Source organism: Nonomuraea sp. NPDC003214, from assembly GCF_053590035.1.
Window position 1 is genome coordinate 359961 of the sequence record NZ_JBSFSX010000009.1, and the last position, 19884, is coordinate 379844.

General features: G+C 73.1%; 21 protein-coding genes. 14 read left to right on the forward strand and 7 right to left on the reverse strand.

Features of this window, described 5'->3' with window-relative positions:
- Positions 1-248 precede the first annotated feature (248 nt).
- The 3 genes from ACWDXC_RS29585 (at position 249) to ACWDXC_RS29595 (ending at position 3749) form a co-directional block, all read left to right on the forward strand.
- A complete protein-coding gene (locus ACWDXC_RS29585; RefSeq protein ID WP_449987044.1) occupies positions 249-2228 on the forward strand; it encodes a PQQ-dependent sugar dehydrogenase in 1980 nt (659 codons plus the stop codon).
- A gap of 8 nt (positions 2229-2236) precedes the next feature.
- Positions 2237-3121, forward strand: a complete 885-nt coding sequence (locus ACWDXC_RS29590) for a sugar phosphate isomerase/epimerase family protein (RefSeq protein ID WP_449987046.1) — start codon at positions 2237-2239, stop codon at positions 3119-3121.
- 106 nt (positions 3122-3227) lie between these two features.
- Positions 3228-3749: a hypothetical protein gene (locus tag ACWDXC_RS29595; protein ID WP_449987048.1), complete on the forward strand. Its 522-nt coding sequence runs from the start codon at positions 3228-3230 to the stop codon at positions 3747-3749.
- Here the strand turns inward: ACWDXC_RS29595 and ACWDXC_RS29600 are convergent.
- Entirely contained in the window at positions 3688-5190 is a 1503-nt protein-coding gene (locus ACWDXC_RS29600; RefSeq protein WP_449987050.1) for an alkaline phosphatase D family protein, read from the reverse strand. The two genes, ACWDXC_RS29595 and ACWDXC_RS29600, sit on opposite strands and share 62 nt — an antisense overlap.
- 120 nt (positions 5191-5310) lie before the next feature.
- Here ACWDXC_RS29600 and ACWDXC_RS29605 point away from each other — a divergent pair, with 120 nt between their 5' ends.
- The 5 genes from ACWDXC_RS29605 (at position 5311) to ACWDXC_RS29625 (ending at position 10291) form a co-directional block, all read left to right on the forward strand.
- The gene (locus ACWDXC_RS29605) at positions 5311-5718 is read left to right on the forward strand and encodes a MerR family transcriptional regulator (RefSeq protein WP_219518136.1); all 408 of its coding nucleotides are present in this window, start codon (positions 5311-5313) and stop codon (positions 5716-5718) included.
- Positions 5719-5782: 64 nt separating this feature from the next.
- On the forward strand, positions 5783-7243 hold the full coding sequence (locus ACWDXC_RS29610) for a SulP family inorganic anion transporter (RefSeq protein ID WP_449987052.1): 1461 nt from the start codon (positions 5783-5785) through the stop codon (positions 7241-7243).
- 27 nt (positions 7244-7270) lie between these two features.
- Positions 7271-8869, forward strand: coding sequence for a peptide chain release factor 3 (locus tag ACWDXC_RS29615; protein WP_449987054.1), 1599 nt, complete (start codon positions 7271-7273; stop codon positions 8867-8869).
- Positions 8870-8944: 75 nt separating this feature from the next.
- On the forward strand, positions 8945-9931 hold the full coding sequence (locus ACWDXC_RS29620) for an aldo/keto reductase (protein ID WP_449987056.1): 987 nt from the start codon (positions 8945-8947) through the stop codon (positions 9929-9931).
- 78 nt (positions 9932-10009) lie between these two features.
- A complete protein-coding gene (locus ACWDXC_RS29625) occupies positions 10010-10291 on the forward strand; it encodes a hypothetical protein (protein WP_219518144.1) in 282 nt (93 codons plus the stop codon).
- Positions 10292-10343: 52 nt separating this feature from the next.
- On the opposite strand, the gene ACWDXC_RS29630 is transcribed toward ACWDXC_RS29625, so the two are convergent.
- From ACWDXC_RS29630 to ACWDXC_RS29640, 3 genes are all read right to left on the reverse strand, one after another.
- Positions 10344-10790: a hypothetical protein gene (locus tag ACWDXC_RS29630; RefSeq protein WP_246646849.1), complete on the reverse strand. Its 447-nt coding sequence runs from the start codon at positions 10788-10790 to the stop codon at positions 10344-10346.
- 95 nt (positions 10791-10885) lie between these two features.
- Positions 10886-11413, reverse strand: coding sequence for a hypothetical protein (locus ACWDXC_RS29635; RefSeq protein ID WP_449987059.1), 528 nt, complete (start codon positions 11411-11413; stop codon positions 10886-10888).
- 79 nt (positions 11414-11492) lie between these two features.
- A complete protein-coding gene (locus ACWDXC_RS29640; RefSeq protein WP_449987061.1) occupies positions 11493-12218 on the reverse strand; it encodes a LuxR C-terminal-related transcriptional regulator in 726 nt (241 codons plus the stop codon).
- Positions 12219-12382: 164 nt separating this feature from the next.
- Between ACWDXC_RS29640 and ACWDXC_RS29645 the strand changes: the two genes are divergently transcribed.
- The 4 genes from ACWDXC_RS29645 (at position 12383) to ACWDXC_RS29660 (ending at position 16379) form a co-directional block, all read left to right on the forward strand.
- Complete coding sequence (locus ACWDXC_RS29645) at positions 12383-13603, forward strand: sensor histidine kinase (RefSeq protein WP_449987337.1); 1221 nt, start codon at positions 12383-12385, stop codon at positions 13601-13603.
- Entirely contained in the window at positions 13591-14244 is a 654-nt protein-coding gene (locus ACWDXC_RS29650) for a response regulator transcription factor (RefSeq protein ID WP_219518151.1), read from the forward strand. The genes ACWDXC_RS29645 and ACWDXC_RS29650 overlap by 13 nt, the downstream gene beginning before the upstream one ends.
- Positions 14245-14352: 108 nt before the next feature.
- Positions 14353-15495, forward strand: a complete 1143-nt coding sequence (locus ACWDXC_RS29655) for a serine hydrolase domain-containing protein (RefSeq protein WP_449987063.1) — start codon at positions 14353-14355, stop codon at positions 15493-15495.
- A gap of 248 nt (positions 15496-15743) precedes the next feature.
- Positions 15744-16379: a TetR/AcrR family transcriptional regulator gene (locus ACWDXC_RS29660; RefSeq protein WP_449987065.1), complete on the forward strand. Its 636-nt coding sequence runs from the start codon at positions 15744-15746 to the stop codon at positions 16377-16379.
- On the opposite strand, the gene ACWDXC_RS29665 is transcribed toward ACWDXC_RS29660, so the two are convergent.
- Genes ACWDXC_RS29665 through ACWDXC_RS29675 form a run of 3 tightly spaced genes read right to left on the reverse strand, consistent with a single transcriptional unit; the run spans position 16380 to position 18405 of the window.
- Positions 16380-17174, reverse strand: a complete 795-nt coding sequence (locus tag ACWDXC_RS29665) for an ABC transporter permease (protein ID WP_449987067.1) — start codon at positions 17172-17174, stop codon at positions 16380-16382.
- Positions 17171-18052: an ABC transporter ATP-binding protein gene (locus ACWDXC_RS29670; protein WP_357583401.1), complete on the reverse strand. Its 882-nt coding sequence runs from the start codon at positions 18050-18052 to the stop codon at positions 17171-17173. The genes ACWDXC_RS29665 and ACWDXC_RS29670 overlap by 4 nt, the downstream gene beginning before the upstream one ends.
- Positions 18049-18405, reverse strand: coding sequence for a hypothetical protein (locus ACWDXC_RS29675; RefSeq protein ID WP_449987069.1), 357 nt, complete (start codon positions 18403-18405; stop codon positions 18049-18051). Before ACWDXC_RS29675 ends, ACWDXC_RS29670 begins: the two co-directional genes overlap by 4 nt.
- 57 nt (positions 18406-18462) lie before the next feature.
- On the opposite strand from ACWDXC_RS29675, the gene ACWDXC_RS29680 reads away from it, so the two are divergent.
- Positions 18463-18852, forward strand: a complete 390-nt coding sequence (locus ACWDXC_RS29680; RefSeq protein ID WP_219518402.1) for a GntR family transcriptional regulator — start codon at positions 18463-18465, stop codon at positions 18850-18852.
- Entirely contained in the window at positions 18849-19883 is a 1035-nt protein-coding gene (locus ACWDXC_RS29685) for a DUF1648 domain-containing protein (RefSeq protein ID WP_449987071.1), read from the forward strand. Before ACWDXC_RS29680 ends, ACWDXC_RS29685 begins: the two co-directional genes overlap by 4 nt.
- Position 19884 lies beyond the last annotated feature (1 nt).

The following is a 19884-nucleotide window of genomic DNA, read 5'->3' on the forward strand; positions in this document are numbered from 1 at the left end:
CCGATCGGCATAACGCGGTTACATTCACGATATTTGCTCCCTCTTATCCCTCCACGTCGACCGAAGGGAGAGGCATGAGAGTGAGAACCGCGATCGCGGCCGTGTCTGCCGCGGCGATCCTCATGCCGGCCGCCGCCGCCCAGGCCGCGGGAAGCACTCAGGCCGCAGGAAGCGCCCAGGCCGCAAGAAGCAGCCCGAATGCAGACAGCAAAAGCGCTCAGGCGCCGCCCGATGACCAGTTCCAGAAGGTGACGCTCAACGACAGCCCCGGCGAGCCCGTCGACCTGGCGGTCTTACCGGACTCCAGGGTCCTGCACACCACCCGGACCGGCGAGGTCTGGCTGCACGACCCGAAGACCGGGCTGAACACGCTCGCCGCCCGGCTGGACGTCTACCAGCACGACGAGGAGGGGCTGCAGAGCATCGCGCTGAGCCCCGGCTTCGGCAAGGGCTCGAAGAAGGACGACTGGGTCTACCTGTACTACTCGCCGCCGCTCGACACGCCGGTGGACGACCCGGCGACGCCGGACGTGAACGAGGGCGACGCCCCGTTCACCGGGACGCTGGCGGACTTCGCGCCGTTCGAGGGGCTGATCCGGCTGTCGAGGTTCCGGTTCGGCCGCGCGAGCATCGACCTGTCCACCGAGCAGAAGATCCTGGACGTGCCGGTGGACCGGGGCATCTGCTGCCATGTCGGCGGCGACATCGTCTTCGACGCCGACGGCAACCTGTACCTGTCGACCGGAGACGACACGAACCCGTTCTTCTCCGACGGCTTCGCCCCGATCGACGAGCGGGCCGACCGCAATCCGGCGTTCGACGCGCAACGCAGCTCCGGCAACACGAACGACCTGCGCGGCAAGGTGCTGCGGATCAAGGTCGGGGAGGACGGCTCGTACGCGATCCCGGAGGGGAACCTGTTCGCGCCGGGGACGCCGGGCACCAGGCCGGAGATCTACGCGATGGGCCTGCGCAACCCGTTCCGCATCGAGCTGGACCGGGCCGGCGGGGACCTGTACGTGGCCGACTACTCGCCGGACGCGAGGGAGGCCGACCCGGCGCGCGGCCCGTCGGGGACCGGCAAGTGGGCGGTCATCCGCGAGCCGGGCAACTACGGCTGGCCGTACTGCGCGACGGCGCGGCTGCCGTACGTGGACTTCGACTTCGGGACGGGCACGTCCGGGGCGGCGTTCGACTGCGCGGCGCCGGTGAACGACTCGCCGCACAACACCGGGGCGCGTGCGCTGCCTCCGGTGGTCCAGCCGCAGGTGTGGTACTCCTACGGCGCGTCGCAGGAGTTCCCGGAGCTGGGCACCGGCGGCATCGGCCCGATGGCGGGACCGGCGTACGACTTCGACCCGCGTGACGCGAAGGGTCGCGCGCCGGTGGCCTGGCCCGAGTACTACGACGGCGTCCCGCTCTTCTACGAGTGGACCCGCGACTACGTCAAGGCGTTCCACGGCGACGGGCGGATCGAGGACGTACTGCCGTCACTGGTCTTCGACAACCCGATGGACCTGGAGTTCGGCCCTGACGGCGCGCTCTACGTGCTGGAGTACGGCGACGGCTACTTCCGGGAGAACCCGGACGCCCAGCTGTCGCGCTTCGACTACATCGGCCACCGGGGCAACCACTCGCCGATCCCGGTCGCGAAGGCGTCGGAGACCGACGGGCACGCGCCGCTCACGGTCACGTTCACCAGCGAGGGCACCACGGACCCGGACGGCGACCGGCTGCGTTACGCGTGGGACTTCGACGCCGACGGCCGGGTCGACTCCCGGCGGCCCGAGGCGACGTACACCTTCACCGAGAACGGCCTCTACAACGCGACGCTGAGGGTTAGCGACAGCGGTGGGATGTCGGCGGCCACGTCGGTGCGGATCGTGATCGGCAACGCCGCTCCGGTCGTCGAGTTGGTGCGCCCGGCGGCGGGGGACTCGTTCTCGTTCGGCGACGTGGTCGAGTTCGAGGTGCGGGTGACGGACGACCAGCCGGTCGACTGCGCGAACGTGACCGTGAACTACATCCTCGGCCACGACGACCACGGCCATCCGCAGACCACGGCCCGGGGCTGCACGGGCTCCATCCAGACGACGGAACCGGGCGGGCACGACCCGGAGACCGACGAGCTCACCGGCGTCTTCGTCGCCAGTTACACCGACCCCGGCACCGGCGGGCTGCCGTCGCTGACCGGCAGCCACCAGGTCGTCCTCCAGCCGACCAGTTAGGAGATCCCATGTGTTACGGCTACGGCCCGAGCAGGCGCGCGCTGCTCGCCGCGGGCCTCGGCGCGGGGGCTGCGGCCTTCGCGGCAGGCCCGGCCGCCGCGTCGGCGGGCTCCCGGGGGCATCGCGTCCCGCCGGGGCTGATCAGCATCCAGCTCTGGACGGTCCGCGACGACCTGTCGCGTGACTACGACGCGACGCTCGCCTACCTGGCGGAGATCGGCTATCCGAAGGTGGAGCTGGCGCTGGGCTACTTCGGCAGGACGGCGGCGCAGTTGCGTCAGTTCCTCGACGGGCTGGGCATCCGCTCCACGTCCAGCCACGACAGCATCAGCGCCGACGACGCCGCGCTGCACACCAAGATCGAGAACGCGGTGACGCTCGGCCAGTCGTACCTGGTCGTGCCGTACCTGAGCTCGTCCAGCGAGGACCAGTGGAAGGCGTGGGCCGAGCGGATGAACGTGGAGGCCGAGGTCGCCAGGTCGGCGGGCATCCGGTACGGCTACCACAACCACGCCCACGAGTTCACCACGGACCTGGGCGGCGGCCGGACGCCGTGGGACGTGCTCACCGCCGAGCTGGACCCCCGGCTGGTCCATCTGGAACTCGACCTCTACTGGGCGGTCACCGGCGGTGTCGGGCGCGGCGTCGCGGACCCGGTGCGGTTCACGCTCGACGTGATCAGGCGGGCGCCGCAGCGGGTGCTCCAGTTCCACGTCAAGGACCGGCACCTGGACGGCGACATGGCAGACCTGGGCACCGGGACGATCGACTTCCGGCGTATTTTCGACGCGCACCGGGTGAAGGAGTACATCGTCGAGAACGACACCCCGGACGTCACGCCCCGGCAGACGGCCGAGGTCGGATACCGCTATCTGCGGGAGATCCGCTACTAGCGGCGGCGGGCCCGGTCCGAGGGGGCCGGGCCCAACTAGTTGAATTCTCACCAAATCTTCACCTTTCGCTGAGCGTCTTCTGAGGCTCACGGGGGAGTCTTGTCCCGTGACCGACCCCTCGCACCAGACCCTGGACTCCGCGAAGACCGTCGCACCGCCCGCCAGGACCGGCCCGGGAGCGCTCCGCCTCGCCCTCCTCGGCCTGGTCGCGATCGGCATCGGCGGCGCCGCCTTCGAGCTCGCCGCCGAACGGCACTGGGGCAGCCCGGTCCAGCTCATCCCGTGGGCGGCGCTGCTGCTGCTCGGGACCGCGCTGGCGCTGCTGGCCGGGCGCGACTCGCCGCGCGTGCTGACCGTGGTGCGCGTGCTGGCGGCGGTCGTGCTGCTCGCCTCGCTCTACGGCGTCTTCACGCACGTCTCAGTCAACCACGGCATGGGCGCGTTCGACCCGGCCTGGGGCTCGCTCTCCCCGCTCACCCAGTGGTGGTACGCGTTCACCAAGTCCGTCGGGAACGCCCCGCCGCTCGCCCCGGGCATGCTGGCCCAGAGCGCGCTGCTGCTCCTGATCATCTCGACGATCCGGCGGCACCGGGGTCAGCCAGCCCCGGAAGGCCGTCGCGCACGGTGAACGCGGCGGCCGTCACCGCCTCGGCCCCCGGCGCGCTCACGTACGGCAGGATCTTGAAGTCGGCGGTGAGTTCGGCGGGTGTGATCCGCACCGCGAGGTAGCCGCGCCGGCGCCGGTGGAAGCGCAGGTGCGGGTTGCCGTCGAGCAGCGGGTCGCCGCCCGGTTCCGGGTCGCGGCCGTCGCCGCCGCTGGACACCGACGTGACCGCGAACTCCGCGCCGACCGGCTCGGCCTCGGGATCGTCGTAGTCGAGCACCAGGTTGCCGGCCCAGTGCGCGTGCACGTCGCCGGTGAGCACGACCGCGTTGCGGACGCCGGCGCTCACCCAGCCGCCGGTGACGCGGGTGCGCGAGGCGGTGTAGCCGTCCCAGGCGTCGCGCCGCAGCACCTCGCCGGGGCCGGGGTCGCGGTCGCGGCGGCCGAAGAACACCTGCTGGGCGACCAGGTCCCAGCGGGCTCTGGAGGTACGGAAGCCGTCCAGCAGCCAGTTCTCCTGGTCCAGCCCGATCAGCGTGTGGCCGGGCGGCAGCGGCGTGGCGCAGGCGGTGAAGCCGTGGCCGCACGGGTGCGGGTCGCGGTGCTGGCGGGTGTCCAGCAGGTGGAAGGTGGCCAGCCGCCCCCAGCGCAGCCGCCGGTAGAGCTGCATCGCGGGACCACCGGGCCGGGCGCTCGCGCGCAGCGGCAGGTGCTCGTAGTAGGCGCGGAACGCGGCGGCGCGGCGCTCGGGCGGGATCAGGTTCGTCCAGTTGTTGTCCACCTCGTGGTCGTCCATGATCACCACCCAGGGCGCGGCGGCGTGGGCCGCCCGCAGGTCCGGGTCGGTCTTGTAGAGCGCGTGCCGCCGCCGGTAGCCCGCCAGCGTGGTCGGCTCCGGCCCCTCGTGGTCGCGCACGTACGCGCCGGGCTCGGCCTCGTTCTCGTACAGGTAGTCGCCCAGGTGCAGGATCAGGTCCGGGCTCTCGGCGGCCATGCGGGCGTACGCGGTGAAGTGGCCGTGCTGGTAGTTGGCGCACGAGGCGACGCCCAGGCGCAGCGCCCCGGGCAGCGTGCCGGGCGCGGGCGCGGTGCGGGCGCGGCCGATGGGCGACAGGTGCTGCCCCGCCTTGAACCGGTACCAGTACGGCCGCCCGGGCCGCAGCCCGGTCACCTCCACGTGCACGCTGTGCGCCCATTCGGGGACGGCACGCTGGACGCCGCGCCGGATGACCCGGGCGCAGCGCGGATCGGTGGCGACCTCCCAGCGGACGTCGACCGGCGTGGCCGGCATGCCGCCGAGCCCGTCCTCGGCCAGCGGCTGCGGCGCCAGGCGCGTCCACAGCACGAACCCGTCGGGGGCCGGGTCCCCGCTGGCCACGCCCAGCGTGAACGGGTCGGCGGGGGCCCGGTACGGCGGCAGGACCGGCGACAGCCCCAGGGCGAGGAACGACCGTCTGTCCAACACACGACGATGATCGCGTGCGGGCGGCAATCTCTCGGTATGCCGAGAGTGCGGCCGAGGTCACTACTCCGGCGGCGGGTTAAGCTTACGTAACAGGAGATTCTGGCAAGGGGCGGAGGGCGGATGCCGGACGGGCTGGTGCAGATCGGCGAGGTCGCCGAGCGGCTCGGGCTGTCCCTGCGCACGATCCGCCACTACGAGGAGGTCGGCCTGGTGGTGCCCGAGCGCACGCCCGGCGGCTTCCGCCTCTACAGCGAGACCGACATCGGCCGGCTGGCCCTGGTCAAGCGGATGAAGCCGCTCGGGTTCAGCCTGGACGAGATGCGCGACCTGCTGGAGATCACCGACCGGCTGGCCGCCGGCGACGACGACCCCTCGCTGGTGGCGCGGCTGCAGATGTTCGAGCGCGCGGTCGCGGTCCGGGCCGACAAGCTGCGCGACCAGCTCGCCATGGCCAGGGAGTTCGGCGAGCAGCTGCGGCGCCAGCGGCTGGGCGCGTCCCGTATGACGCTTCTCACCCCGCCGCCCTGAGGATCCAACCCTTACGTCAGGGTAGTTTGAAACGTTTGCTTACCTCTTTCCGGTTGGACGCTCCTTGCCTTCTCCCCTTCCGGCGCTGCGGCGCCTGACGCCCCGCGTGCTGCGGACCGAGCTGCTGTCCGGGCTGGTGGTGGCGCTGGCGCTGATCCCCGAGGCGATCTCGTTCTCGATCATCGCAGGCGTCGACCCGAGCATCGGGCTGTTCGCCTCGTTCACCATGGCCGTGGTGATCTCCGTCGTGGGCGGCCGGCCCGCCATGATCTCGGCCGCCACCGGGGCGATCGCGCTGGTCGTCGCGCCGCTGGCCCGCGAGCACGGGCTCGGCTACCTGGTGGCGACGGTCATCGTGGGCGGCGTCTTCCAGGTGGCGCTGGGCGCGCTCGGCGTGGCCAGGCTGATGCGGTTCGTGCCGCGCAGTGTGATGGTCGGCTTCGTCAACGCGCTGGCCATCCTGATCTTCATGGCCCAGGTGCCCGAGCTCACCGGCGTCCCGTGGGTGGTCTACCCGCTGGTCGCCGGCGGGCTGGCGCTCATGGTGCTCTTCCCGCGGATCACCCGGGCGGTGCCCGCGCCGCTGGTGTCGATCGCCATTCTGACCGCGATCACGCTGGGCGCCGGGCTGGCCGTGCCCACCGTGGGCGACAAGGGCGCGCTGCCGTCGTCGCTGCCCGTCCCCGGCCTGCCCGACGTGCCCTTCACCCTCGACACCCTGACCCTCGTCGCCCCGTACGCGCTCGCATTCGCCCTGGTCGGGCTGATGGAGTCGCTGATGACCGCCAAGCTCGTCGACGAGATCACCGACACGCGCTCCGGCAAGACCCGCGAGTCCATCGGCCAGGGCGTCGCCAACATCGTCACCGGGCTCTTCGGCGGCATGGGCGGCTGCGCGATGATCGGCCAGACGATGATCAACGTCAAGAACGGCGCCCGCACCCGGCTGTCCACCTTCTCCGCCGGCGTCTTCCTGATGGCGCTGTGCGTCGTCTTCGGGCCGTGGGTGTCGCAGATCCCGATGGCCGCCCTGGTCGCCGTCATGATCCTGGTCTCGGTCGGCACGTTCGACTGGCACTCGATCGCGCCCGGCACGCTCCGGCGCATGCCGTGGGGCGAGACCGGCGTCATGGTGATCACCGTCGCCGTCGTCGTGGCCACCCACAACCTGGCCATTGGCGTGGTCGTCGGCAGCCTGGCCGCCCTCGTCGTCTTCGCCCGCCGCGTCGCCCGCCTGGCGGACGTCACCGCCTGCCTCGACCCCGACGGCCACCAGGTCGTCTACGCGGTCACCGGCGAGCTGTTCTTCGCCTCCAGCAACGACCTCGTCCACCGCTTCGCCTACGCCACCGACCCGGACGACGTGGTCATCGACCTCACCGACGCCCACATCTGGGACGCTTCGTCGGTGGCGGCGCTGGACACGGTGCGGGCCAAGTACGCGGCACGCGGTAAGAAGGTCACCGTCGTCGGCCTCAACGAGCCGAGCGCCGAGCTCCACGACACGCTCACCGTCAGCCACTGACCATACTCTCACGTTAAGGTAGGGACCATGCGGGATGACGTCGCCCACGAGGCCGCGCGACGCCGGACGTTCGCCGTCATCAGCCATCCGGACGCCGGTAAGTCGACCATGACCGAGGCGCTGGCGCTGCACGCTTCGGCGATCACCCAGGCCGGGTCCGTGCACGGCAAGGCGGGACGGCGCGGCGTCACCTCCGACTGGATGGAGATCGAGCGTGCCCGGGGCATCTCCATCACCTCGGCCGCGCTGCGCTTCGACTACCGGGGCCACGTGTTCAACCTGGTCGACACCCCCGGCCACGCCGACTTCTCCGAGGACACCTACCGGGTGCTGGCCGCAGTCGACTGCGCGGTCATGCTGATCGACGCGGCCAAGGGCATGGAGCCGCAGACCATGAAGCTGTTCGAGGTCTGCCGCCACCGCCGCATCCCGGTCATCACCTTTGTCAACAAGTGGGACCGGCCCGGCCGCCAGGCGCTGGAGCTGCTCGACGAGATCGAGGAGCGCACCGGGTTGCGGCCCACGCCCGTCACCTGGCCCATCGGGCTGCCCGGCAACTTCCACGGGGTGATCGACAGGCTGCGCGGCGGCGCCGTCCGCTACGAGCGCACCCCCGGCGGCGCCACCAAGGCGCTGGAGACCGAGCTCACCCCTGACCAGGCGGGCGCCGAGCTGGGCGGCGACTGGCAGCAGGCGAGCGAGGAGACCGCGCTGCTCGACGCGATCGGCGCCGACCACGACCAGAAGGCGTTCGAGGCGCACGAGTCCACGCCGGTGCTGTTCGGCGCCGCGCTGCCCAACTTCGGCATCGGCCGCCTGCTGGACGTGCTGGTCGAGCTGGCCCCCGCCCCCGCGCCCCGGCCCGACGTCGACGGCGTCGCGCGGGCGATCGACCAGCCGTTCTCCGGGCTGGTGTTCAAGGTCCAGGCCAACATGGACCGCGCCCACCGCGACCGGATCGCGTTCGTCCGCGTGTGCTCGGGCCGGTTCGAGCGCGGCATGGTGCTCACCCACGCCGCCACCGGCCGCCCGTTCGCCACCAAGTACGCCCAGAGCGTCTTCGGCCAGGACCGCACCACCATGGACGAGGCCTTCCCCGGCGACGTCGTCGGCCTGGTCAACGCCACCGCGCTGCGGCCCGGCGACACCCTCTACGAGGGCGCGCCGGTGACCTTCCCGCCGATCCCCAGCTTCGCGCCCGAGCACTTCGCCGTCGTACGGGCCCGCGACTCCAGCAAGGCCAAGCAGTTCCGGCGCGGCATCGACCAGCTCGACGGCGAGGGCGTCATCCAGGTGCTCCGCTCCGACCTGCGCGGCGACCAGGCGCCGGTGCTCGCGGCGGTCGGGCCGATGCAGTTCGAGGTCGTCCAGCACCGGCTGTCCGCCGAGTTCGGCGCGGAGATCAGCCTCGACCGGCTCGACTATACGCTGGCCCGCCGCACCGACGCCGAGTCGGCCGAGCTGCTGGCCCGCCAGCGCGGCGCCGAGGTGCTGGTCCGCAGCCACGACCAGGCGCTGCTCGCGCTGTTCTCCGACCGGTGGCGGATGCGCTCGATCAAGGCCGACCACCCCGGCATCACGTTGCACGCCCTGATCGCCGACACCGCCCACGAAGCCGGATTCTGACTTGACCTGGAGTTCGCTCCAGCACGCACACTCCTGACCGGGCCCAGTTCTGGCGGCCCGGACTGGAGAGAGATCATGAAGCACCGGACGATCGGCACCGACCCCGCGACCCGCCGTGACGTGAGCGTGCTGGCGCTCGGCGCGATGATGTTCGGGTCGACGATCGACGAGAAGACCTCGTACGCGATCCTCGACCGCTACGTCGAGGCCGGCGGCACGTTCATCGACACCTCGAACAACTACGCGTTCTGGGCCGACGGCGGCCAGGGCGGGCAGAGCGAGGAGCTGCTGGGCCGCTGGCGGCGCAGCCGCGGCGTCGGCTCGGAGATCGTGATCGCCACCAAGCTCGGCGCGCGCCCGCTCGCGCCCGGCACCAGCTACGTCGGCAATGCCGAGGGCCTGTCCGCCAAGACGATCCGCGAGTCGGCGGAACGCAGCCGCGAACGGCTCGGCGTCGAGCGAATCGACCTGCTCTACGCCCACATCGAGGACCGGACGGTGCCGCTGCGGGAGACCGTCGAGGGCTTCGGCGAGCTGGTGGCCGAGGGCACGGTCGGGCTGCTCGGGGCCAGCAACCACGCGATCTGGCGGGTGGAGCGGGCCCGCGCCCTGGCCGCCTCCGCCGGGCTCGCCGGGTACGAGGTGCTGCAGTATCAGCACAGCCACCTGCGGCCCCGCTTCGACATGCCCGAGTCCATCTTCGAGGACGGCAGCCTCGGGCACGCCGGCGCCGAGCTGCTCAGCTACCTGCGCGCGGAGCCCGGCCTGACGCTCGTCGCCTACTCGCCGCTGCTCGGCGGCGCCTACACCCGCCAGGACAAGCCCGTCCCGCCGGACTACGACCACCCCGGCACCCCGGCCCGGCTCGCCGTGCTGCGCCAGGTGGCCGAGGAGACCGGGGCGAGCGTCAACCAGGTCGTGCTCGCCTGGCAGATCGGCCACCGCTTCCCGGTGATCCCGCTCGCCGGCGCCTCCTCGCTCGCCCAGCTGGAGGAGAACCTGGGCGCGGTGAATCTGGAACTGACCGCTGACCAGCGCGAGCGCCTCGATTCGGTCCACTGATCCGCCCGGCGCGAGTGATCGGCCCCGTGACGGGGCATGGATCTCCGGATCGGATCACTTGAGCGGAGGGAGATCCAGATGGACCAGCGGGGCAGCCGGGCCACGCGTGACGCGCACGAGGAAACATCTGCTCACGTTCGCTGCACGCCCCCGCCCGCCAGGCAACTCTTCGAGATCGCCGTCCTCGACACGACCGCTGAGGACGGCCGCCCGTACTGGCACACGATCGGCTGGGGCATCGACCGGGTCGAAGCCGACAACATCGCCGAGACGTACGTGAACCGCCCGTCATGTCCCTACGACGCGGCCCGGATCCGGCACAACGGTCACCTGGTCGGGCTGCACCGCCGGCAGGCGTAGGCCAGGCTCGCCACCGGGGAGGTCCCGGCCCTCCCCGGCGGTCCCTGGACGGTCATCGCCTGGTCGCCCGCGCGTAGGACCAGGCCGTGGCCGCCAGCAGCGCCGTCACGGCGAGCATGACGACGCCGTGATACCACTGCCAGCCCACGCCGAGGCCGATGAACCCGTCCGCCGCGACGATCGCCGCCCCGGCGCCGACGCCCAGGAGCGCGCAGCCGAGCACGGCCAGCATCAGCGGCCGTGGCACCCGGCGGCCCACCCGCGTCACGGTCAGCAGGACGAGCGCCGCCGCCAGCACCCCGGTCGCGACCGCGGCCCACTGGGCGGTGGTCACGTCCATGACCTCACTGGTGTAGCGCTCGTACTCGCCCGGCGGCACCGCCGGGCCGCCGGGGAACCCGAGCCGGCCCTGCGCGGCGTAGACGGCCTTGCCCGCGGCGTAGCCCAGGAACAGCACCGCCATCACCCAGGCCGGCCAGCGCACCTGATGTCGTTCCATGACGCCCAGCCTGCGCCCGGGGCGGCCTGCGGGGACTCCCGCCCGCGAGTGAACGCGCTCCCCTGCACGGGGGAGCGCGGGGCAGTGCGGGGAAGTCACGCCGGGACGGCCCGCCGCCCGCGCCAGGCGAAGGTGAGGCTGCCGGCCAGGAGCACCACGCCCGACAGCACGCCGCTGACCAGCGGCACCCACGTCACCGCCGCCGTCGCGGCCATCACGAGACCCGCGACGCCGAGCAGCGTCAGGGCCGCCCCCGGGGCCGCGATGCTCCAGTCCTTCCAGATCGGCGCCAGCGCGACGAAGTGCACGCCGACCACGAACGCGATCCAGGCCACGTTCGTCTCCACCGGGCGCTCCAGGGCGGCCAGCACGCGCAGCCCGCCGAAGAGCAGGATCGCCTCGGCGAGCACGACGACCAGGTAGCCCCGGCCGAACATGGGCCGCTGCCCGCCGCCGCCACGGCCCTCCCTCCGCGCGGTCGCGAGCCACAGCACGAGGACGGCCGCGGCGGCCAGGCAGGCGACGACCCGCAGGACGGTCACGGCCGGCGTGCTGAGCGGGCTCTGCGCGTTGACGACGACGAAGACCGCGCCGAACACCGCGCCCACCAGTAATCCAGTCATACGCTGCATGCCGCTCATCCAACTGGACGCCGGACGCCGCGCACACGGGGCCTGGGGCGAGAACGGGGTAGGCCTGGCCCTACCTGACCGCCCCGCGCAGATAGGCCAGCACGGCGAGCACCCGCCGGTTGTCGTCCTCGGAGGCGGGCAGCTCCAGCTTGGCGAACACACTGGCCACGTGCTTGCCCACGGCCGCCTCGGTGATCGACAGCGCGCGGGCCACGGCACTGTTGGAGCGCCCCTCGGCGATCAGCGCCAGCACCTCGCGCTCGCGCGGGGTCAGCCGGTGCGACGGCTCGGTGACCTCCCTGGCCCGGGACCACGTCCGCTCGAACAGGTCGATCAGGGTGGCGATCAGGCCCTGCTGCCTGATCACCAGCGCGCCGGGCGAGTAGGCGACGGGCGTGATCCGGACGAACGCCACCGAACGGTCGAAGATCAGCAACTGCTGCAGCGGTTCGTCGACCACCCGGTGCAGGTCGCCGGCCGCGTGCAGCTCCCGGATGCGGGCCGCCTTGCGCGGGTCGTCCAGCACGCTCGCGTGGACGATCGTGCGCATCGTCATGCCCTGCCGCAGCGCGTCGAGCACGCTGCGCCTGCTCAGGTGCTCCTGGCGGCCCTGGCTCCCGGTGCCCACCGGGTGCATCGCGCGCAGCTCCCCGGCCGTGCGGGCGACCTGCGCGATCTGCTGCCGGACGAGCTCGCTGTCGTCGAGCCGCTCGACCTCGACGGGGATGCCGCGCAGCTCGCCCACGACCTCCTGCAGCCGATCCGCGAGCTGGGCCAGGGACACGCTCTCTTCCACACGATCCTCCGCCGCCGAGAATATCGGCCGCGGCGCGGTGTTCAGCGTCCGGCCGCCCGCTGATACGACATGTGGCGACAGGGCAGGCTGTACTCTCGACCGGTGATCTGACTCGTAGGCAGGAGCCGCGGATGCCGACCCACTCCACGGCCCGACCGTGGGGCGTGTTGACCCGGTCCCGTGCTGCCCTGGACGCGCTCGAACACCTCGTCGGCGGGCTCGGCACGGCGACGCTGGCGCTGCTCGCGCTGATGGGCCTGGCGGCGACCGCGGTGCTCTGCGCCGTCGGCGTGGGGCTGCTCCTGGCGCCCGTCGCGCTGCGCGGGCTGCACGGCGCCGCCGGCCGCGAACGCGCCAGGCTCTCCCGCCTGGGGCCCGAGTTCGTCGGCCCCGGCAGCCCGCCGGCCGGGTTGCGCGCCGAGCTGGCCAGCCCGGTCACCCGCAGGGAGCTCTGCTGGCTCGCCACCCACGCCTCGCTCGGGCTGTTCCTCGGCGTGGCCGGGCTGACGCTGCCGTTCAGCGCCGTCCGCGACCTCGCCTTTCCCCTGTACGGGCATCTGCTCCCGCCTGAGGAGATGGCCGGGGCGGCGATGGGGCTGTGGATCGCCGACGACCTGCCCGGCCGCCTGGCCGTGTCGGCGCTGGGCGTCGGCTGGCTGGCGCTGTGCCTGCTCCTGCTGCCCGGCATGGCGCGGCTCCAGGCCTGGCCGGGACGGCGGCTGCTGGCGGCCGACGCGGACACCGACCTCGCGCTGCGCGTCGCCCAGCTCACCGCCACCCGCGCGGCGGCGCTCGACGCCCACGCCGCCGAGCTGCGGCGCATCGAGCGGTCGCTGCACGACGGCACCCAGAACCGGATCGTCGCCGTCACCGTCATGCTCGGCGTCGCGCGCCGCGCCCTGGACCGCGACCCGGCCATCGCCGGTGAGGTGATCGACCGCGCCCAGGACGCCGCCGAGCAGGCGCTCGCCGACCTGCGCGCCGTGGTGCGCGGCATCCTGCCGCCGGTGCTGGAGGACCGCAGCCTGGCCGACGCGCTGACCGGGCTGGCCGCCGCCTGCCCGGTGCCGTGCCGGGTCGACGCCGACCTCCCGGCCAGGTGCGCGGCGTCCGTCGAGGCCACCGCGTACTTCATCGTGGCCGAGGCGCTCACCAACATCGCCAGGCACAGCGGCGCCCGCCAGGCCACCGTCACCGTCCGGCGGACGGCGGACCTGCTGCGCCTGCGGATCACCGACGACGGCCGGGGCGGCGCCGACGACCGCCACGGCACCGGGCTCGGCGGCATCCGCCGCCGGGCCGAAGCACACGACGGAACCTTCACGCTGACCAGCCCTCCGGGCGGTCCGACCACCCTGGACGTGAGCCTGCCATGCGGATTGTGATCGCCGAGGACGACCCCCTGCTGCGCGAGGGCATGGCGCTGCTGCTGCGCGCCGAGTCGCTCGACGTGGTGGCCACCGCGGAGGACCCCGCGGGGTTCCTGGCCGCCGTGGACGAGCACGGGCCGGACGTCGCCATCGTCGACGTGCGCATGCCGCCCACCCACACCGACGAGGGCATCGCCGCCGCCGTCGAGGCCCGGCGCCGCCGACCCGGCCTGGCCGTGCTCGTGCTGTCGGCGTACGTGGAGCAGGCCTTCGCCACCGACCTGCTGGCCCAGGGCAGCGCCGGGCTCGGCTATCTGCTCAAGGAGCGGGTCGGGCGGGTGCAGGAGTTCCTGGTCGCGCTGCGCCGGGTGGCGGAGGGCGGCACCGCCATCGACCCGGAGGTCGTCGCGCAGCTCCTGTCGCGCAGCCGACCGGACAACCGGCTCGAACGGCTCAGCCCGCGCGAGCGCGACGTGCTGGCCCTGATGGCCGAGGGGCTGGGCAACGCCGCCATCGCCGAGAAGCTCGTCGTCACCGACGGCGCCGTGCACAAGCACATCCGCAGCATCTTCGCCAAGCTCGACCTGGCCCCCACCGACCGCACCGACCGGCGCGTCGCCGCCGTCCTGCACTACCTGGAGAACGGCGAGCGGTAGGGCCTGCCGTACCCCGGGGACTCCAGCGTGCGGGATCGACCACGCCAGGCCCCCGGCGGCAGGCTTGACGGTGTCACCACCACATGCCGTCAAGCAGGGAGCCCGTCCATGTTCCACCCCACCGTGCGCCGCCGGCTGGCCCTGGCGGCGGCCGCCGTTGTCGCGCTGACCGGTCTCGGCGCGGCCCCGGCGGGCGCGGAGTCCGCCGACCGCGTGCAGAAGAGCCTGGACGCGCTGGTCGACGACGGGTTCCCCGGCGCGCTCGCGTCGGTGCGGGACCGCGATGGGCGCACCCGCGACTACACGGCCGGGGTGGGCGACCTGAAGACCGGTGCGGCGGTGCCCGCCGACGGCCAGGTGCGCATCGCCAGCAACACCAAGATGTTCACCGCCGTGGTCGTGCTGCAGCTCGTCGGCGAGGGCCGGATCGAGCTGGACGCGCCCATCGAGAAGTACGTGCCCAAGCTCGTCCGGGGCAGGGGCGTGGACGGGCGGAAGATCACGGTACGCGAGTTGCTCCAGCACACCAGCGGCCTGGCCGACTACGACGACCTGCTGATCAAGGACTACTTCGCGATCCAGCACACCCACTACGAGCCCCGTGACCTGCTCGACGCCGCGCTGACCGGCAAGACGGCCAAGGGCTGGAGCTACAGCAACACCAACTACGTGCTGGCCGGGCTCATCGTGCAGAAGGTCACCGGGCGGCCTATCGGCGAGGAGATCACCCGGCGCGTCATCAAGCCGCTGGGCCTGCGCAAGACGTACTGGCCCGGCGTCGGCGAGCAGCGCATCCGCGGGCCGCACCCCAAGGGCTACTTCGCCGCCAAGCCGGGCGACCCGTACGCCGACGTGAGCGTCATGGACCCGTCGATGGCCTGGGCCGCCGGGCAGCTCGTCGGCAGCCCGGGTGACCTCAACCGCTTCATGCTCGGGCTCATGGACGGCAGGCTGCTCAAGCCGGCGCAGCTCAAGGAGATGAAGAAGACGGTGGCGGCGCCCGACTTCGACACCGTCGGCGGGGCCCGTTACGGGCTCGGCCTCGCCACCTTCAAGCTGAGCTGCGGCGGCTTCGCCTGGTCGCACGGCGGCTCGGCGCCCGGATACGCGACGAGCAACGGCGTGACCGAAGACGGCAGGGCGGCCACGGTCGCCGTCACCGCGCTGCCGGCCTCGATGCCCGCGCTCAAGCGCCTCGAAGCCGCGCTCGACACCGCGCTCTGCTCGGCTCAGGCCGGGCGGACGCGGTAGAGAGCCGCGAACAGGGTGGCGAGCAGGGCGGCCGGCCGGAGACCGTGAAGCTCCAGCCGGGACCGCCCGCTGACAGCACCGCCGCCCCGACCGCCCCGGCGAGGCTGCTGCCGACGACCCGCACGAGGGCGTTGACGCCGCCCGCCGGGGCGGTCCTGGCGGGCGCGACGTGCTCGACGGCCATCGTGCCCAGCGCCGCCAAGGAGGTCCACGAATTTTTATACATGTATAGAAAGTAGCATGGCGGCATGCGTACCGGACGGCCGCCGAAGATCTCCAGGGCCGACATCGTGGCCGCCGCCCACCGGGTCATCGAGGAGGACGGCGTCGAGAGCCTGACCATGCGCCGCCTGGCCCGCGAGGTCGGCAGCACCGCGATGGCCCTCTACCACCACGTGCGCGACAAGGAGGAGCTGCTCCTGCTGCTGCTCGACGACTACGCGGCGAGCCGTCCCAGGCCAGCGGAGCTGCCGGAGGAGCCGCGCGAGCGCGTGGTCGCCGTGGCGACGGCGATGCGCGAGGCGCTGTCCGGCTGCCCGTGGATCGTGGACGTGCTGCGGGCCGACGACCTGCTGTCCGTGAGCGCGCTGTGGTATCCGGAGCGGATCATCGACGCCGCCGTGGCAGCCGGGCTGACGACGGAGTCCGCCGTGGACGCGTACCGGATCATCTGGCACTACACGGCGGGGGAGCTCGGCGGGCGGGCGGCGGCGCGCAGGCGGCGCGCCCAGGGCGGGAGCACCTACCGGGAGCGGGTGTTCGCCGAGCTGGACGCGGAGGAGTTCCCCCGGCTCGCGGAGGTGGGGCGGCGCTGGGAGGAGCTGACGGCGAAGGACACCTACGACCGGGGGCTGCGCGCGCTCGTCGGCGGGCTGCTGCCGTAGCTACGCGACGTCGCGCCGCAGCGGCGCGGCGACCGCGATGGCGATCGCGACCAGGGCGTAGCCGACCAGCACGGCGGCGCCTGCCGGCGCGGACAGCAGCGCGGTGGCGGAGCCGCCCGTCTGGTCGGCGACCGCGTCGGCCAGGTAGGTGAAGCCGGTCAGCGCGGAGGTGGCCCCGCCCGGCAGCCACGGATAGATCAGCTTGACGCCCGGGATGAGCATCAGCGTCGTCTCGACCATGTAGAAGTACGCGCCCACGACGGCCAGCGCGGCCACCTGGTTGCGCAGCAGGGCGCCCACGGCGACGCCGAGCAGCGTGTAGACGGCCATGGTCAGCGCGATGCGACCCAGCAGGGCGAGCACCGTCGAGGCGGGCAGGCCGAGCGTGACGCCCTTGAGCGCCGCCGCGCCGAACAGCGCGCCGCCCGCGACCGCCGAGGCGGCGACGCCGTAGACCAGCCCCGCGCCGGTGTAGACGGCCAGCTTGGCGGCGAGCCAGGTCCACCGCCGGGGCGCGAACAGCGTCGAGGTGGTGATCGTGCGGTGCCGGTGCTCGGCGGCCACGGCCACGGTGCCGAGCAGCGCCGGGGCGAACACGGTGAAGCCGAGCAGGCCAAGCAGAACGCGGGTGCCCTGCTCGGTGTCGAGGCCGGGCATCGGCGGGTTGAAGTTCTCCGGGCCGACCAGCGCGAGCAGGCCGACCAGCCCGCCGCTGGCCAGCGCGGCCAGCAGCCCCCACAGCCAGAGCCTGGTGGCGGCCAGGCGGGTCCATTCGGCCGACAGCAGCGCGGTCATCGGGAGCCTCCGGTGAGGTGCAGGAACGCCTGTTCGAGGGTGGGGCGTTCGGATGTGATCTCGTGCAGAGCGACGCCCAGCGCGGTCGCCGCGGCGGCCACCTCGGCGGCGTCCAGTCCGTGGACGCGCAGCGCGCCGGGCGGTCCGGGCTCCACCAGGACCCCGTCGCCCGCCAGCCCGCGCGCCAGCCGCTCGGCCTCCGGGGAGCGCACCAGCACCGTGGCCGGGCCGTACAGCTCGCCGATGGGCCCGGTGCTGACCAGCCGCCCCTGGCGGATCACCACGGCGTGGTCGGCCAGGTGCTCGACCTCGCCGAGCACGTGGCTGGAGACCAGCACGGTGCGGCCCTCGGCGGCCAGCTCGCGCAGGAACCGGCGCAGCCAGGCGGTGCCCTCGGGGTCGAGGCCGTTGCCCGGCTCGTCGAGCAGCAGCACCCGGGGGTCGCCGAGCAGCGCGGTGGCCAGGTTGAGTCGCTGGCGCATGCCGGTCGACAGGGCGCGGGTGAGGCGGCCGGCGAACGCCGACACCCCGGTCAGCTCCGCGACCCGGTCGGCCCGCGCCGTGCCGTACCGGCCCATGCGGGCGTAGACCCGCAGGTGATCGCGGGCGGTGTGCGCCGGGTGGAAGCCGGCGCCGTCGAGGGCGGCGCCGACGGTCGCGGACGGCGCGGGCAGGTCGGCGTAGCGCCTGCCGCCGAACAGGGCGGTGCCGGCGGTCGGCGTGACCAGGCCGAGCATCATCCGCATCGTGGTGGTCTTGCCGGCGCCGTTGGGCCCGAGGAAGGCGGTGACGGCGCCGGGCGGCACGTCGAAGCTCAGGTCGCTGACGGCGGTCACCGTCCCGTACGTCTTGGTCAGGCCGCGGACCTCGATGTTCACGCCGTCACCGCCGCCAGGCGCCGCAGCAGGTCGTCGGCGTCCGGCAGGCTGAGGATCAGCTCGTCGTGGCCGGCCACCCGGCCCGTGAGGGCGATGCGCAGCCCGGGGACGTCGTGGCGGGCCGCGACCAGGCGCTTGACGCCGTCGGACGACGTCCATGTGCCGATCTTGACGAAGCCGCTGACGAGCAGGCCGAAGTGCGTGCCCCGGGCGGCCGCGAGCGGCCGGTCGAGGCGGTGCGCCCCGGCGACGGCCGCCAGCGGGACGCTGACGACGGCGGTCCTGGTGAACAGCCGCGCCCAGGGGCTGAAGCGCACGACCAGCGTGTCCTCGTGAAGGTGGGCCTGGATCATGATCTGTCCTCCTCGCTCTATCTGTTCTATTAGTTGTATATCAGATAGAGTGTGGGTGTGCACCTGATCCTCGACCTCGACAGCGAGGTCCCGATCTACCAGCAGATCCGGGACCGGATCGTGGAGGCCATCGCCGGCCGGGAGGCCAAGGAGGGCGACCCGCTGCCCTCCACGCGCCAGCTCGCCGCCGACTTCGGCATCAACTTCCACACCGTGAACAAGGCGTACGACCTGCTGCGACAGCAGGGCGTGATCCGGATCAACCGCAAGAGCGGCGCCGTCGTGCGCCGCGACCCCGACAGCGGGCCGCCCGAGGCCCCCTTCACCGACGAATGGGAGGAACGCATGCGTGTGCTGCTGGCCGAGGCCACGGTCCACGGCCTCGACCGGGAGGACGTGCTGCGCCGGTGCGCGGCACTGCTCGACGGCTTCGGAGGCGCGCCGTGATCGCGCTCGCCGGCCTCGTCCTGATCACCTGCCTGACCCTGGCGCTCCCGGCGCTTCCCAGGCCCACGCTGCCGTTCGGCGTGCGGGTGCCCGTGGAGCGGGCGGGCGATCCCGTCGTCGTCACCGAGCGCCGCCGCTACACCCGCGCGGTCGTCGCGGTGTCGCTGCTCGCCGTCCCGGTCCTGTTCCTGACGGGATGGGCGCAGGCGGTCTGCACGGCGGTGGCCGTCGTCCACCTGCTGCTGTTCGGGCTGGCCCACCACCGGATCCGGGCCGCCGCGCAGGCCGGGGCGTGGGCGGCCGGGCGACGCGCGGGCCTGACCGTGGACACCACGTTCCGCACCGACCCGGTCCGCGTGCCCTGGCTGTGGGGCCTGCCCGCCGTGGCCGTCGTGCTGCTCACCGCCGCCGTGGGGTGGATCGGCGGGGCCGCGACCTTGGAGCCGGTGCTCCACCAGCTCGCGGTCACGCTCGTCGTGCCGCTGGTGACGATCGTCGTGCTGCGGGCCCGGCCCGACCTCGACGCCGCCAGGCCCCGGGGCTCGGCCCGCCGCTACCGCGTCTACCTGCGCGGCGTCGCCACCATGACGCTGCTGTCGGCCGCCTGTCTCAACCTGACGCTGTTCGTCGGGGCGCTGCGCCTGTGGGGGTTCGTCCCCGGCACGCCCGTCTGGCAGGTGGCCACGTACCTGCCGCTCGCCGCGCTGCTGGCCGGGTGGGTGATCTGGGAGACGCGGGTCGGCCAGGCCGGGCACCGCCTGCCCGCGTTGCCCGGCGAGGAGCAGGAGGACACCGGGCTCGGGCAGCGCGACGACAACCGCCACTGGCACCTGGCCGGCACCGTCTACGCCAACCGCCGCGACCCCGCCCTGCTCGTGCACGCCCGCGTCAGCTCGTCCTCCTGGACGCTCAACCTGGGGCACCCGGTGGCCTGGGTGCTGCTCGGCGTGCTGGCCGTCGTCCTCGTCGTGGGCGGCGTGCTCGCGCTGTCGGGCGTCATCGACCTGCCCGAGAAGCGCGGCTTCCTGTAGT